Here is a 13,727-nt window from a genome sequence, read left to right as displayed (position 1 = left end):
CCACCGGTACGTGAAAAAAAGGTCGAAACGCTTACTCTTTGGCCAACACCCCGTCTATCACGGCCCCGCGGCAACCGGCGAACATGTCCAGATCCTGGTTGTAGACTTTGCTGTTGACCTCCAGCAGACCGAGCATCGAATGGAACAGGTTGTCCTGGCTAAGGGGCTTGTCGCGGCTCAGTTGCAGGCAATGGGTGTCCACCGAGAACGACTTTTGGTAGCTGTCGGAGAACCACGCCAGCATCGCAACATGCTTCTGCTGATCCGGCGCCAGCATGTAAGGCGTGCCGTGGAGGTACAGGTTGTATTCGCCCAGGGATTCGCCGTGATCCGACAGATACAGCATGGCGGTATCGACTTTGTCCTGGTTGCTGCGCAACAAATCGATCAGGGTCGACAGCACGTGGTCGGTATACACCAACGTGTTGTCGTAGCCATTGACGATACTTTCGCGGCTGCAATTGTTCAGTGCGTTACTTTCACAGACGGGCGTGAAGCGCTCGTACTCTTTCGGGTAGCGCTTGAAGTATTCCGGGCCATGACTGCCCATCTGGTGCAGGACCAGCACGGTGTCTTTATCCAGCGTGTCGATGAAGTGTTGCAAACCCTGCAAGAGAATTTCGTCGCGGCATTCACTGTTGGCGCACAGTACCGGGTCCTTCAAATTGCTGACGTCATCAAGGGTGACCCGGTCGCACGTGCCTTTACAGCCTGATTGATTGTCACGCCAGATCACTTCCAGACCGGCGCGTTTGAGTACGTCCAGCAGGCCCTCTTCATTCTTCGCTTTGCCGGCGTTGTAATTCTTGCGGCCCATGTTCGAGAACATGCACGGCACCGACACGGCCGTTTCCGTGCCGCAGGAATGCACATCGGTGAACGCAATCAGGCCGGCTTCCTTGTCCAGTTTGGGTGTGGTGTCGCGGTCATAACCGAGGATGCCGAAGTTCTCGGCCCTGGCACTTTCGCCGACCACCAGCACCGTCAGGGACTTACGGCCGTGGGTTTGCCAGGCGGGATTTCGCTGGGCATCTTCACCGACTTTAACGAAGGGTTGCCGGGCGGAGGCGACTTGCTCACGCAGGTAACCGAACGCAGCACCGATGTAGTTACTCGGCACCACCATCAGGCGCAGTTCATGGTGATTGCGAAACAACGAAGACAGGCCCTGATAGTTTACCAGCGCGACGCCACCGATGACCGCAACCGACGCGACACTCACCAGCGCCTTACTTATCAACTCACGGTGCCAGCGGCGATAATTAACCGGAACCTTCCATAACAGCCAGGATGGGAAAACGCCCAGCAAAAGAATATAAACAAACAACTTCAATGACAGTAAGTCACGCACTTCCGTCGCGTTGGTTTGTGCAAAGTTGCGTAACATGCCGGTATCCATCAGAACACCGTATTGACTCATGAAGTACGCCACCCCGGCGCTGATCATAAAGATCAGGATCAACACCGGCTTCATCACGCGCCGGAACGCCAGAAGGGTCAGCACAATGTTGAAGGCCGCCAGAATCATCACGCCGAAGGCGACGCGCATGACGATGCCCTTACCGTCCGTGGCGGTAATATCAAACAGGTGCTGCCAGAGCACTAAGTTAAATCCCGTTAAAAGAAAGGCGCTGGCAATCAGTACCACCCATTCCGGGCGCACGGGTTTGAACTTCAACATGATGATTGGCTGTTCCTGAAAAGAAGTGCCTTCGGTAAATGTGAAAATTTCATTTACCGTGACAGCACCAACTTTAGGCAGCCAACCATCAATTTTTTGTGAAAAAGAAGCCAACGATTAGTTGGCTCCTGTTTTTAGAACGATACTTTTAAATTATTTGAGAATGGTTCAGCTTTTGTTCAGGCCTGATGCAAATACCAACGCCAATCCTGCTCGCCGACCTCGCCCATGAACTGCCGATACTCGGCGCGCTTCACCGCCAGGTACACGCCGAGGAATTCACCGCCGAACGCCTCCCGCGCCCAGGTCGAACCTTCCAGCGCCCGCAACGTGGTCAGCCAATCGGTGGGCAACAACTCCGTGGCCTGGGCGTAACCATTGCCTTCCACGGGTGCGCCTGGGTCGAGTTGTTCGCGAATGCCGCGATGGATGCCGGACAGAATCGCCGCGGCCGCCAGATACGGGTTGGCGTCGGCGCCGCAGATACGGTGCTCGATGTGCCGGGAGAATGCCGGCCCGCCGGGAACCCGCAAACTCACGGTGCGGTTGTCGACGCCCCAGGTCGCTGCCAGCGGCGCGTAGCTGTTGGTCTGGAATCGGCGGTAAGAGTTGGCGTTCGGGCAGAACAGCAGCAGCGAATCGAGCAAGGTACTGAGCATGCCGCCGACCGCGTGTTTGAGCAGCGGCGTGCCGTCCGGGGACTCGCTGGCGAACAGGTTGTTGCCGTCCTTGTCCGCCAGGCTGACGTGCATGTGCATGCCGGTGCCCGCCAGGTCATCGAACGGTTTGGCCATAAAGCAGGCGGCCATCCCGTGTTTGTGCGCGACGCCTTTGACCAGCCGTTTGTAGCGCACCGCTTCGTCCATCGCCTGCAGGGCGTCAGTGCGGTGTTCGAGGGTGATTTCCACCTGCCCCGGTGCGTATTCGGAAATCGCCGTGCGCGCCGGGATGCCCTGCAATTTGCAGGCACTGTAGAGATCCGCCAGAAACGGCTCGATCTGCTCCAGATCACGCAAACCGTAGACCTGCGTCGAGCGCGGTCGTCCGCCATCGACGTCCCGCGCCGGTTGCGGCCGCCCATTGCTGTCGCGTTGCTGATCGAGCAAATAGAACTCCAGCTCCGCCGCCATCACCGGGTAATAGCCGTCGGCCTGCAAGCCTTCGATCACCTTCGCCAGCAGGTGCCGAGGGTCGGCGATCGTTGCGGGCATGCCTTCCTTCGGGTGCATGCTGACCTGCACCGCCGCCGTCGGAATCAACCGCCACGGCATGCGCGTCAAGCTGCCGCTGATCGGGTACGCCCGGCAATCGATGTCGCCGACGTCCCAGACCAGGCCTGAGTTTTCCACGTCATCGCCGTTGATGGTCAGGCCAAGAATGGTACTCGGCAACGGCCGCCCGCTTTCGTACACCGCCAGCAGTTCATCGCGATGCAGCAACTTGCCGCGAGGCACGCCGTTGTTGTCGAGGATGAACAATTCGAACATCTCGATATCCGGGTTCTGATCCAGAAAGGTCAGGGCTTCTTGCTTCGTGGCGAAGGAGGTCGTGGCACTGCTCATGGGAATTCTCTTGTTTGCGCGTCAGGCAAACGCGCAGGCGTTGCCAGTTTGATCCCGGCGCACAGCGCGGGACCTGTCAGAAAAATCAACGGGAAAGGCAGGAGTCCGGTGGGCGCGCGTGACGGCAGTGCCAGAGCGCCCAGAAGGCTAGTTCGGAAGGGAGTGCGACGGGGCAACCGTCCATAGAAATGACCGCAGGAAACAGATGAGCAGCAGCGTCACACGGGCGGTCAGGTGGTTAAATCGGGATTTGAAGAACTTTGGGTGTGGATGGACTAAACAATCAATCTTTAAAACACCTAATATCCCCTGTGGGAGCGAGCCTGCTCGCGAAAGCGGAGTGTCAGTCGATGCATGTGCCGACTGACATACCGCTATCGCGAGCAGGCTTGCTCCCACAGGGGATCTGTGTCTCGGCACAGGTATTTAATTTTTAAATACCACTGCGGACTATCTGATTTGCCGCCTCTCGCCCTCGCGCGCCTAATCGGTTCCTGATTATTCAAGGTCCGATTGATGGAAAACGTTCGCGCAACTTCCCGCCCTGCCCTCTGGCTGATGGTCAGCATTATCCTCGTCAGCCTGAACCTGCGGCCGTCGATGGCGGCTGTCGGGCCTTTGCTGTCGGCCATTCGCGGGGACATCCCGCTGAGTTTCAGCCTGGCCTCGCTGCTGACCATGCTGCCCGTCATGGCCATGGGGCTGGCGATGTTTTTTGGCCTGAGCGTCAGCCAACGCCTGGGTGAACAGCGCACGGTGGTGATCTCGCTCGTTATCATTGGCCTGGCCACAGTTTCGCGGCTGTTCGTGGACTCGGCAGTCGAACTGATCCTCAGCGCCATGGTGGCCGGCATCGGTATTGCGCTGATCCAGGCATTGATGCCGGCGCTGATCAAATCCCGCTTCAGCGACAACGTTGCCGTGTGCATGGGGCTCTACGTGACGTCGATCATGGGCGGTGCGGCGATCGCAGCATCGTTTGCGCCCCTGGTGATGACCCGCACCGGCAGTTGGCGCGAGGGGCTGGCAATCTGGGCGGTGCTGGCGCTGGTGGCGTTGCTGTTCTGGAGCGTTGGGCGTGCGGGAACATCGACAACAACGGCAGCAGCACCCCGCAACACATCGTTCTTCACAAATTCCCGCGCCTGGTTACTCGCAATCTTCTTCGGTCTGGGGACCGCGTCCTACACCTGTGTGCTGGCCTGGCTGGCGCCGTACTACGTGGAAAAGGGCTGGAGCGAACAAAATGCCGGTTTGCTGCTGGGCTTTTTGACGGCCATGGAAGTGTTGTCCGGGCTGGTGACACCCGCCATCGCCAACCGCAGCCGTGACCGGCGCCTGGTGCTGGTGGTGTTGCTGGCGCTGATCATGGCCGGTTTCTGCGGGCTGATCCTCAGCCCGCAGCACTTCAGCTTGCTCTGGCCGTGCCTGCTGGGACTGGGCATCGGCGGCCTGTTCCCGATGAGCCTGATTGTGTCGCTGGATCACCTCGACAACCCGCAACGAGCCGGTGGGCTGACGGCCTTCGTACAAGGCATCGGCTACCTGATCGCCGGTCTCTCGCCGCTAATGGCCGGGATGGTGCGCGATCAACTGGGCAGTTTCGAATGGGCCTGGTGGTGCCTGACCGGGGTCATGGCGCTGATGATCCTGATGGCCCTGCGCTTCAATCCGCGGCATTACGCCCGACACATTCACTGACTTGGAAGCCCGCCCTGAAATCTTCCGTGTGCACCGCCAGTCTGGGATAAAGGCCTTCGGCCATGTTTTGTGGGATTAAATTCACACGTCGTGTTCGTAACATTTTCTGTCCCACAACTGACCGTGAAACGTCCTACAGGGCATTTTCCTGGCACCATCGTTCCGTTAGGATCATTCGCACACGTTTGCGCACAGTCAGCGCAAGGAGCACAGCGAGACGGAACGGATGCTGAACAGTAACTTGCTTAGAAAGCTCGATATGCAGGACCTCATGGTGTTTGTCGCCGTGTATGAGCAAAGCAGCGTCACCGGTGTGTCGGAGGCGCTCTGCGTCAGCCAGTCCACCGTGAGTTACTGCCTGAAAAAATTGCGCACCAGTTTTGAAGACGAGTTATTCATCAATACCCGCACGGGTATGCGCCCCACGTACAAAGCCAGCACCATGTACACGCATGTGCTGAAGATCCTCGAAAGCATCAACCTCTGCCACGCCGGCGCCCCGGCCTTCGATCCGACCTTGCAACCGGTCACGTTCAATATCTGCGCACCGGAATACTTCGAGCAGTTGATCCTGCCGCGCCTGTTGAAAAGCTTCGATTCCGCCGACCTGCCGGTGATGGTCAACATGCACAAGTTCGAAACCGACATCCCGACCGAAGACCTGCGCGATGGCAGCCTCGATCTGGTGATTTGCTTCGGCCCGCATTTTCATCGCAGCCACACCGACTTCAAATCCCGGCTGTTGCTGGAAGATGACCTGGTGTGCGTTTTCGACAAACGCGCCACGCCACTGGAGCCGCGTCTAAGCCTGAAAGCTTTTGTCGAACGCCGGCATGTGTTTCCGACGCCGTGGACGTCCACCACCAACATGGTCGATGGCTGGCTGGCGCAGCAGGCGCACAAACGGCAGATTGTCGCGCGTTCCAACAGCTACAGCGCAGCGCTGAAAATGATCACCGGCACCGACTTCATCCTGACGTTGCCCCGTCGCATCCAGCAATTGCTGGCCAACGAGGCGATCTTCAATCACTGCGAAGCGCCCAACGGCTTGCCGGGTTTCACCCTGGACATGCTGTGGAGTCAAAGCGTCGATCAGGACAGCGCCAACACCTGGCTGCGCGAGCAAGTGGTCAAGGCCTGCGTCGAGCAGGAAATGGCCTGAAACTCAGTGGCCGATGGCCGTCTTGGTGTAGGAGTCCCGATCGATGTCGAGGATCTCCACGCACAACTGGACTTCAATCCCTGTCGGCCATTCACACAACTCTTGCACTACGGCCAGCAGGCTTTCGGACAACTGCTTTTTGATTTGCGGCGGGCGACCGCTCAGCAGCGCCAGCTTCACATGCACAAACGCCCGTTCCCCCATCGCCGTGCCAACCTTGAAAGTCTCGACTTTCACCGCACGGCTCTTGATGTCGAACTCCGCAGCAAACTGACCGGAAGCCACCAACGCATTGTTGAGCCGAATCAACGCCACGTCAGCGTTCAGTTCGGACAGGTTGGCGGTGTATTCCATGTGCAGGTGGGGCATGGTTTGGCTCCTGATGGTGGGCGGAAAGGTCCTACATATAACACAGCGCCGTCTGACTCATTTGGACAGCGGCGATTCAGCGCGCTCACTCATGAACGCCTCCAGCCGCGAGCGCAACCAGCGTTCAGCCGGATCGGTATCGACATGACTGAGCCAGACCATGGACAAGTCCAGCGTCGGGGTCTTGAACGGAAAGGGTTCCTTGAACAGTTGCCCTGAGGCGGCCATCGCCTCGGCGGCGTAATCCGGCAGGCTGGCGATCAGGTCGGTGCCGGCGAGCAGGGCCGGCAACGAACTGTATTGCGGCACCGACAGCACAACCTGACGCGTACGGCCGATCTCCGCCAGCCATTCATCGGCATAGCCGCTGACGTTGGCGGTGTGCGACACCAACACGTGCGGGCGGGCGCAATATTCATCGAGGGTCAGCGGGGTGTCCGAGGCATCGGCGCGCAAAATGCTCGGCTGGATGTGCCGCAACAACTTGCGCTTGGCGTTGGCCGGCAAACCGCGAGTCTGGCTGATGCCGACCGTGATCTCGCCGGAGGCCAGCAAGTCGGGAATGCGCCAGTAATCGACATGCTGAACCACGAACACCACCATTGGCGCCTCCTGGCGCAAGGCGCGCAGCAGCGGTGGCAGCAGGCCGAACTCGACATCGTCCGACAGCCCGATGCGAAAGGTCATGGTGCTGCTGGCCGGATCGAAATCGTGGGTCAGGCTCAGGGCCACCGACAACGAATCCAGCGCCGGCGACAGGTGCAGGATAATTTCCTCGGCCCGCGCCGTCGGCTCCATGCGATGGCCGACCCGGATGAACAGCGGATCGTTGAACATCGTCCGCAGGCGGTTGAGCGCGGAACTGATGGTCGGCTGGCCGAGAAACAGCTTCTCCGCCACCCGCGTGACGTTGCGCTCGAGCATCAACGTTTCGAACACCACCATCAGGTTGATGTCAGCCTTGCGCAGTTCGTTGCGATTCATTCCTTGCCCCCGCTCTTCAACACTTCAGGCAGTGTAGAAAGGCGCGACGGGGGCGTCTACGTGCGTTGGCCCTCAATTGACCGTCAGGGTCTTCAATCCGAAGGCGAGTTGTCGGGCGTCCTCGCCTATCCCGAAAATGTTGAGCGGGTTCAGCGCCCTGGGCCCGACGACGAGGAAAAAGGCCACAACACCAATCAACAGGAGCACCCGGTTGAGCAGCAGGCGTTTACCGAATTCCTTCATCGATACGTCCAGAAGTTATGCAATACAAAGGTGAAGGCCGGAATGGTCAGCGCTACCGCGCCGATCCCCAGCAAATAATGCAGCCCCGCCATCTGCGCGGCCCAAGCCACCAGCATCGCCAGCAGAAAACCGGCAGCGGAAACCATCATGAAGCGCAGCAACGTTCGCCCATGCAATCGGGCGGAAAAGCTCCAGGTGGTATTGATCAGGTAAGACACCACGGTGGCGACGGCAAACGCCGCGCCGTTGGCCAAGGGCGGCAGAGGCAACACGTAGTTGATGAACAACACGGCCACCAGCGCGTGCAGGGCCGTGACGAACAAACCGGTGACGGCAAAACGCAGGCCACGCTGGATCAAGGCGGATTTTTCGGCTGATGTCACGGTTTTTGCGCCAGGACAAATACCGTCAGCCCGGCCAGGCGATTCGCGCCCATGAACGGCAGTTCGACGCTGCACAGCGTCTTCAAAATCGCATTCACCAGCGGATGGTGCTGCTTGAGCTGCGAGCGTGGTGGTGACGGTTGCGCACCGTTGGGCAGCAATCGCAGGGTGGCGGCAATCGGGAACACCAGACCGAAATAGTAAGCCCCCTGCTTCACCGTCAAACCGGCATCCCGGGCCACCGTTTCCAGCTGCGGCAAGGTATAGCGACGCTTGTGTTCGAGGAAGTCATCGTGCCCGCTCCAGAGAAACTGGAACGCCGGCACCGTCATCAGGAAACGGCTACCGGATGGGACTTTATCGACGTAAGCCGTGAGCAGCCCGACGTCGTCATCGACATGCTCCAGCACGTCCATCAGCAGCACGAGATCGGCGTCCACGGAGTCGATGCCGCGGCGGTAATGCACCGGTTTACCGGCGGTTGTAGCGTCCGAATCGGCGTCGTAACTGATGTCGACGCACCAGGCTTCACAGGCCGCTGAATGCGTCAGCAAATGGTGGGAAAAGAACCCTGAGCCTGCGCCCACGTCGAGAATCTTTTTGAACGGCGTGTTGCCCAGCATGCGCGTCGTGGCCGCCGCTTTGGAGGCGTAATACCAATGCTGGTCGATGCTTGAACCGAGGATGTCGGTTTCCTTGAGATCCATGGTTCAGTCCTTGGGGTCGTAGACTCGCCGCACCAGATACACCGGGCGGCGTTTTGACTCGATGTAGGTCCGGCCCAGGTATTCACCCAACACACCGATGCCAATCAATTGCAGGCCGCCGAGAAAGGTGACGGCGACCATCAGCGAGGCATAACCCGGCAGATCGACACCGGAAATCAGGGTGCGCAAGATGATAAAAATGGCGAACGAAAAAGAGATCAACGAAACGAACAGCCCCAGATACGTCCAGATGCGCAGCGGTTCGGTGCTGAAACTGGTGATGCCTTCCAGCGCGAAATTCCACAAGCGCCAGCCGTTGAACTTGCTCGCTCCGGCGACCCGCTCGAGACGCTCATAGTTCACGTAAGTAGTGCGAAACCCGACCCAGGCGAACAGGCCTTTCATGAAGCGCCGGGACTCGGGCAAAGTTTGCAGGGCATCCACCACGCAACGGTCCATCAGACGAAAATCGCCGACGTTTTCCGGGAGGTGTTGCTCAGCGATTTTGTTATGCAGGCGATAGAACCAGTTGGCCGAAGTTTGCTTGGCCCAGGAGTCGGTCTTGCGATTCACACGATGGCCCAGCACCACTTCATAACCTTCACGCCAGCGGGCGATCATTTCGAGTATGACTTCAGGCGGGTCCTGCAAATCGACATCGATCGGCACCACCACCTGGCCGGTGGCGGTCTGCAAGCCGGCGGTCAGGGCCGCTTCCTTGCCAAAATTGCGGCTCAGATCGACGACGCGAATGCGCGAATCGGTCTGTTGACGCTCCAGTAGCAGGTCGAGCGTGGTGTCGGTGCTGCCGTCGTTGACGAACACCATTTCCAGACTGCCCAGCGTTTCTTCCTTGAAGACGTCAGTGACCCGCGCGATGAACAAATCAATGGTCGCCGCTTCATTGAATACCGGTATCACGAGCGAAAGCTGCAAATGCCCGGCCAGTTGCGTTCCGTGCTGATGAGTCAATTGATTGCTCTTTTTTATAGTGATTTTTCTACAATCCGAGGTCGCCGACCGCTGTTCGCCGCCGTGAGCCGAGTCGTATTAAGCAGGACCGAAGGAGGTGATGCAAGGGCGAAACTGCGGGGTTTTTGGCCATTCGCGCCGGCCCGGTTGCCTTGGCTGAAATATTTTCAAATGCCTGGAAACAAATGCCTGATGGTCAAAAAAGCCAGCTCCGCTAGGCTTGCCCCCGATGCGTCACACAGGTTGTCGCAATTACCCATCGCATGGAGCGAGCAGAATGTATTTCGAGATTTACAGGCAATCCAAAGGCACGCCAAGCACCGGAAAAGGACAATGGCGCTGGCGCTTGAGGGCGGGGAACCACGAGACGATCGCCAGTGGTGAGTCGTATGTGAACAAGGCGGATTGCCTGCATGCCATCGGGTTGATCAAAGGGGTCGAGGGTGAGACGCCGGTGAAGGAGATCTAAATCAATTTTGGGTTGAATGCACTGGCCCCATCGCGAGCAGGCTCGCTCCCACATTGGATCTGTGGCGTTCACAAATCCCCTGTGGGAGCGAGCCTGCTCGCGATGAGGCCCGAAAGAACAACGCAGACCGATCAACTTAGCCAGGCAACGGATACAACCCATCATCAAACTGCGACAACCGCGGAAACTGCATCGGCTGATCATCACTCAGGTGTTCCAGACGCCGCTGATAGCTGTGCAGGAAATCCTTGCGCGCCTCGTCACTGATGTACGGCACATGCCAGGCCACGAACGGCTCCAGCACGTCAAACCCGACATAGGCCAGCGTGCCGCGCAGGATCGGCCGCAACATGTCTTCCAGCGGACCGTGGATCGCGCCATCACCAAACATATGCTCACGGCCGCCCAAGGTAATGGACACCAACGCCTTCTTGCCGCTCAATCCGCCCTGGTCGTAAAACCGCTTGCCGCCGTAGCAGATCCCCGACACCAGCACCCGATCAATCCAGCCCTTGAGGATGGCAGGGGTCGAGAACCAGAAAATCGGGAAATTCAGAATCAGCAAGTCAGCCCACAACAGCTTGTCGAGTTCCTGCTGGATGTCCGGCGCCAGCGACTGGCTCTTCACACCCAGGCGTTGCTCCAGCGCATACACCAGATACTCGGGATTTTCCCGCGAGGAAAAGTCATCGGCGCTGGCCACCGGGTTCCAATTCATCGCGTACAGGTCGCTGACCTGGACCTCATGCCCCTGGGCCTCGAGTGTTGCCACCGCCTGGTCACGCAGGGCGGCGGTGAAGGATTTCGGCTCCGGATGGGCATGGACAATCAATACTTTCATGGCAATTCCCTAGACGCTGACAGGTTTTGAATTTGAGGGCGATAACGCTTCACGTCACACCTGAATCGCCTTCACTTCGACGAACTCGTTGAGCCCTTCTTCCCCCCATTCCCGTCCATTGCCCGACTGTTTGTAACCACCGAACGGTGCCTGATAATTGAACGCCGCGCCGTTGAGAAAGCACTGTCCTGCGCGCAACTGACGCCCAAGGTGCAAGGCGCGCTCAGTGCTGGCGGCCCAGACGCCGCTGGACAAGCCGAACGGCGAGTCGTTGGCGATCTGAATCGCTTGGGCTTCGTCGGCGTAAGGAATCAGGCACAGCACCGGACCGAAAATTTCTTCCTGGGCGATGCGCATACGGTTGTCGACATCGGCGAACAGCGTCGGGCTGACGTAGTAACCGCGCTCGAATGCGTGCGCCGTATCGCCGCCGCACAGCAGTCGCGCGCCTTCCTGTTGACCGACTTGAATGTAGTCACGCACGGTGCGCCGTTGCGCCGCCGAACACATCGGTCCGAGGAAACTCTGCGGGTCCAGCGGATCGCCCATGCGCAGGCTTTGGGTTTCGGCGATCGCCAGTTCCACGGCCTCGGCGTAACGACTGGCGGGCAGCAACATGCGGGTCAACGCGGTGCAGGTCTGCCCGGAGTTGATCATCACGTCCTGCACGCCGTAGCGCACCGCAGCGGCCAGGTCCGCGTCCTCGGCAATCAACAACGCCGACTTGCCACCCAGTTCCAGGCACACGCGCTTCACCGAAGGCGCTGCCGCCTGCGCCACGCGAACCCCGGCGCCGGTGGAGCCGGTGAACGAGACCATGTCCACGTCCGGGTGTTTGGCCAGTGCTTCGCCGACCTTCGCACCCGGTCCGCTGACCAGGTTGAACACCCCCGCCGGCAAGCCGATGGCTTCAATCATCTGCGCCAGCAAAAAGGCGTGCAGCGGCGTTTCCTGACTCGGCTTGACCACCACGGTACAGCCGGCGGCCAGCGCCGGTGCGAGCTTGCCGATCAGTTGATGCAGCGGGTAGTTCCACGGGTTGATGAAGGCGCACACACCGACCGCCTCGCGGATCACCAGCGAATTGCCGACCTCGCGCACTTCGTCCATCAAACCGGCGAGTTCGACGTATTGCTCCAGGCCGATGATGGGCCCGTCGACCTGCACCGACCGACACCATTGCACCGGCATCCCCAGCTCAGTGGTGATGACAGCGGCCATCTCGTCGGCCCGTGCGTGCAATTGCTCGGCGAGCGCACGGAGGTAACCGGCGCGAACGCTTGACGGCGTGCGCGACCATGGACCGAACGCCCGGCGCGCGGCAGCCACCGCGTTGTCGACATCACGCTCATCACCCAGCGGCACCGAACCTGCGACTTCTTCAGTGGCCGGGTTGATCACCTCGGCAATGCCGTGTCCCGAAGGGGTTTGCCAGCGGCCATCGATAAAAAGCGTCTTGTAGTTATGCATACACTTGGGCTTCCATCAGTTCAGTGGCGCAACGGGTGATTCGCTGGCAGGCGTCACGCAAGGGTTCTGCGCCCAACACCAGCCCCAGACGGATATGCCCGGCGGCGCTCGGGCCGAAGGCTTCACCGGCCAGGACCGAGACGCCATGACGGTCGAGCAAGCGGTCGGCAAACGCCTGGGCGCTGAGCCCGGTGTCACGGACATCGACCATCACGAACATCCCGCCATCGGGCTTCAAGGCACGCACGCCGGGGCAGTCAGCCAGGCATTCACAGACCAGATCGCGGCGTTGGCGATAGGCTTCGCGCATCGCTTCCAGTTCCGGCAGGTTGCTTTCCAGCGCGACCACGGCGGCGTCCTGCACGAAATCCGGCAAACCGTAGAGCATGCACAGCGCAAGGTTTTCCAGATGCTCGGCCAGCGCTGGCGGCGTGATCGACCAGCCGATGCGCCAGCCAGTCATGGCATGGGATTTCGACAAACTGTTAAGCGTCGCGGTGCGCTCGGCCATGCCCGGCAGAGTGGCCGGGCTGATGTGTTCGCCGTTGTACAGCAGGTCGCTGTAGACCTCATCGGAAATCAGCCACAGGTCGTGGGTGATGCACAGCTGCGCCAACGCCTGCCACGTGCCGCGCGGCAAACTGGCGCCCGACGGGTTGTGCGGACTGTTGAGCACCAGCGCCCGAGTGCGCGGCGTGATGCGTGCGGCGACGTCTTCGGGCAATACCCGAAAGCCGTTTTCCGAGCGCGCCGGCACTGGAATCACCACCGCGCCACAGGCACCGAACACGGCTTCATAGGTGACGTACATCGGTTCGGCGACGATCACTTCATCGCCCGGATTCAGAACGCACTGAGCCACGCAGAACAACGCGCATTGCGCCCCGGCGAGCACGGTGACCTGCTCCGCAGAGACCTGCTGGCCGCTGCGTTTGCCGTAATGCCGGGCGATGCTTTCACGCAGTGCGCGTTTGCCGCGCACGTCGGCGTAGTGGGTATTGCCCGACAACAGGCTGTCGATGGCCGCCTGCACAATCGGCACCGGCGTGTCGAAATCCGGATCACCGACGGACAGCAGCAGAATGTCTTCACCCTGTTCTTGCAGCGCCAGGGCGCGGTAATGAATGTCCCAGGCGGCAGCGCCGTCACCGGCGATACGTTGAGTCAGGTCGGAAAAGCGCAT

At 59.8% G+C, this 13,727-nt stretch carries 14 protein-coding genes; 3 read left to right on the top strand and 11 right to left on the bottom strand.

The features are described from left to right. Nucleotides 1-31: 31 nt before the first annotated feature. Nucleotides 32-1,681 carry a phosphoethanolamine transferase gene (locus tag ACA070_RS07005; protein ID WP_497450568.1) on the bottom strand — a complete coding sequence of 550 codons (1,650 nt, stop codon included), beginning with the start codon at nt 1,679-1,681 and terminating at the stop codon, nt 32-34. 179 nt (nt 1,682-1,860) lie between these two features. Beyond that, nucleotides 1,861-3,243 (bottom strand): glutamine synthetase family protein, encoded by a 1,383-nt coding sequence (locus ACA070_RS07000; RefSeq protein ID WP_497450567.1) that lies wholly within the window; start codon nt 3,241-3,243, stop codon nt 1,861-1,863. Nucleotides 3,244-3,759: 516 nt separating this feature from the next. Here ACA070_RS07000 and ACA070_RS06995 point away from each other — a divergent pair. Then, nucleotides 3,760-4,944, top strand: a complete 1,185-nt coding sequence (locus tag ACA070_RS06995; protein WP_497450566.1) for a cyanate transporter — start codon at nt 3,760-3,762, stop codon at nt 4,942-4,944. A gap of 226 nt (nt 4,945-5,170) precedes the next feature. After that, nucleotides 5,171-6,106, top strand: coding sequence for a LysR family transcriptional regulator (locus tag ACA070_RS06990; RefSeq protein ID WP_497450565.1), 936 nt, complete (start codon nt 5,171-5,173; stop codon nt 6,104-6,106). A gap of 3 nt (nt 6,107-6,109) precedes the next feature. Here ACA070_RS06990 and ACA070_RS06985 read toward each other — a convergent pair whose 3' ends face one another. From ACA070_RS06985 to ACA070_RS06960, 6 genes are all read right to left on the bottom strand, one after another. Continuing rightward, nucleotides 6,110-6,475 (bottom strand): 5-carboxymethyl-2-hydroxymuconate Delta-isomerase, encoded by a 366-nt coding sequence (locus ACA070_RS06985; protein ID WP_497450564.1) that lies wholly within the window; start codon nt 6,473-6,475, stop codon nt 6,110-6,112. A gap of 57 nt (nt 6,476-6,532) precedes the next feature. After that, the gene (locus tag ACA070_RS06980; protein WP_497450563.1) at nt 6,533-7,459 is read right to left on the bottom strand and encodes a LysR family transcriptional regulator; all 927 of its coding nucleotides are present in this window, start codon (nt 7,457-7,459) and stop codon (nt 6,533-6,535) included. 72 nt (nt 7,460-7,531) lie between these two features. Then, a complete protein-coding gene (locus tag ACA070_RS06975) occupies nt 7,532-7,702 on the bottom strand; it encodes a hypothetical protein (protein ID WP_497450562.1) in 171 nt (56 codons plus the stop codon). Further along, entirely contained in the window at nt 7,699-8,085 is a 387-nt protein-coding gene (locus ACA070_RS06970; RefSeq protein ID WP_497450561.1) for a GtrA family protein, read from the bottom strand. Before ACA070_RS06970 ends, ACA070_RS06975 begins: the two co-directional genes overlap by 4 nt. Continuing rightward, nucleotides 8,082-8,792 carry a class I SAM-dependent methyltransferase gene (locus ACA070_RS06965; RefSeq protein WP_497450560.1) on the bottom strand — a complete coding sequence of 237 codons (711 nt, stop codon included), beginning with the start codon at nt 8,790-8,792 and terminating at the stop codon, nt 8,082-8,084. The genes ACA070_RS06970 and ACA070_RS06965 overlap by 4 nt, the downstream gene beginning before the upstream one ends. A 3-nt stretch (nt 8,793-8,795) precedes the next feature. Further along, nucleotides 8,796-9,764 carry a glycosyltransferase family 2 protein gene (locus ACA070_RS06960; protein ID WP_497450559.1) on the bottom strand — a complete coding sequence of 323 codons (969 nt, stop codon included), beginning with the start codon at nt 9,762-9,764 and terminating at the stop codon, nt 8,796-8,798. Between the two features lie 277 nt (nt 9,765-10,041). On the opposite strand from ACA070_RS06960, the gene ACA070_RS06955 reads away from it, so the two are divergent. Next, nucleotides 10,042-10,233 (top strand): YegP family protein, encoded by a 192-nt coding sequence (locus ACA070_RS06955; RefSeq protein ID WP_010462174.1) that lies wholly within the window; start codon nt 10,042-10,044, stop codon nt 10,231-10,233. A 136-nt stretch (nt 10,234-10,369) separates the two neighbouring features. On the opposite strand, the gene ACA070_RS06950 is transcribed toward ACA070_RS06955, so the two are convergent. From ACA070_RS06950 to ACA070_RS06940, 3 genes are read right to left on the bottom strand one after another with little or no spacing between them, the layout of a single operon-like run. Next, on the bottom strand, nt 10,370-11,074 hold the full coding sequence (locus ACA070_RS06950; RefSeq protein ID WP_497450558.1) for an NAD(P)H-dependent oxidoreductase: 705 nt from the start codon (nt 11,072-11,074) through the stop codon (nt 10,370-10,372). A gap of 54 nt (nt 11,075-11,128) precedes the next feature. Next, nucleotides 11,129-12,544 (bottom strand): aldehyde dehydrogenase family protein, encoded by a 1,416-nt coding sequence (locus tag ACA070_RS06945; protein ID WP_497450557.1) that lies wholly within the window; start codon nt 12,542-12,544, stop codon nt 11,129-11,131. Continuing rightward, the gene (locus ACA070_RS06940) at nt 12,537-13,727 is read right to left on the bottom strand and encodes a pyridoxal phosphate-dependent aminotransferase (protein WP_497450556.1); all 1,191 of its coding nucleotides are present in this window, start codon (nt 13,725-13,727) and stop codon (nt 12,537-12,539) included. Before ACA070_RS06940 ends, ACA070_RS06945 begins: the two co-directional genes overlap by 8 nt.

This window comes from Pseudomonas sp. LBUM1678, from assembly GCF_059695575.1.
This window is presented reverse-complemented; position numbering and strand designations above follow the sequence as displayed.

Coding starts and splice junctions, on each gene's coding strand:
- ACA070_RS07000 (WP_497450567.1), bottom strand. CDS start 3,243: ATGAGCAGTGCCACGACCTCCTTCGCCACGAAGCAAGAAGCCCTGACC.
- ACA070_RS06950 (WP_497450558.1), bottom strand. CDS start 11,074: ATGAAAGTATTGATTGTCCATGCCCATCCGGAGCCGAAATCCTTCACC.
- ACA070_RS06975 (WP_497450562.1), bottom strand. CDS start 7,702: ATGAAGGAATTCGGTAAACGCCTGCTGCTCAACCGGGTGCTCCTGTTG.
- ACA070_RS06990 (WP_497450565.1), top strand. CDS start 5,171: ATGCTGAACAGTAACTTGCTTAGAAAGCTCGATATGCAGGACCTCATG.
- ACA070_RS06980 (WP_497450563.1), bottom strand. CDS start 7,459: ATGAATCGCAACGAACTGCGCAAGGCTGACATCAACCTGATGGTGGTG.
- ACA070_RS07005 (WP_497450568.1), bottom strand. CDS start 1,681: ATGTTGAAGTTCAAACCCGTGCGCCCGGAATGGGTGGTACTGATTGCC.
- ACA070_RS06985 (WP_497450564.1), bottom strand. CDS start 6,475: ATGCCCCACCTGCACATGGAATACACCGCCAACCTGTCCGAACTGAAC.
- ACA070_RS06940 (WP_497450556.1), bottom strand. CDS start 13,727: ATGCGCTTTTCCGACCTGACTCAACGTATCGCCGGTGACGGCGCTGCC.
- ACA070_RS06945 (WP_497450557.1), bottom strand. CDS start 12,544: ATGCATAACTACAAGACGCTTTTTATCGATGGCCGCTGGCAAACCCCT.
- ACA070_RS06965 (WP_497450560.1), bottom strand. CDS start 8,792: ATGGATCTCAAGGAAACCGACATCCTCGGTTCAAGCATCGACCAGCAT.
- ACA070_RS06995 (WP_497450566.1), top strand. CDS start 3,760: ATGGAAAACGTTCGCGCAACTTCCCGCCCTGCCCTCTGGCTGATGGTC.
- ACA070_RS06955 (WP_010462174.1), top strand. CDS start 10,042: ATGTATTTCGAGATTTACAGGCAATCCAAAGGCACGCCAAGCACCGGA.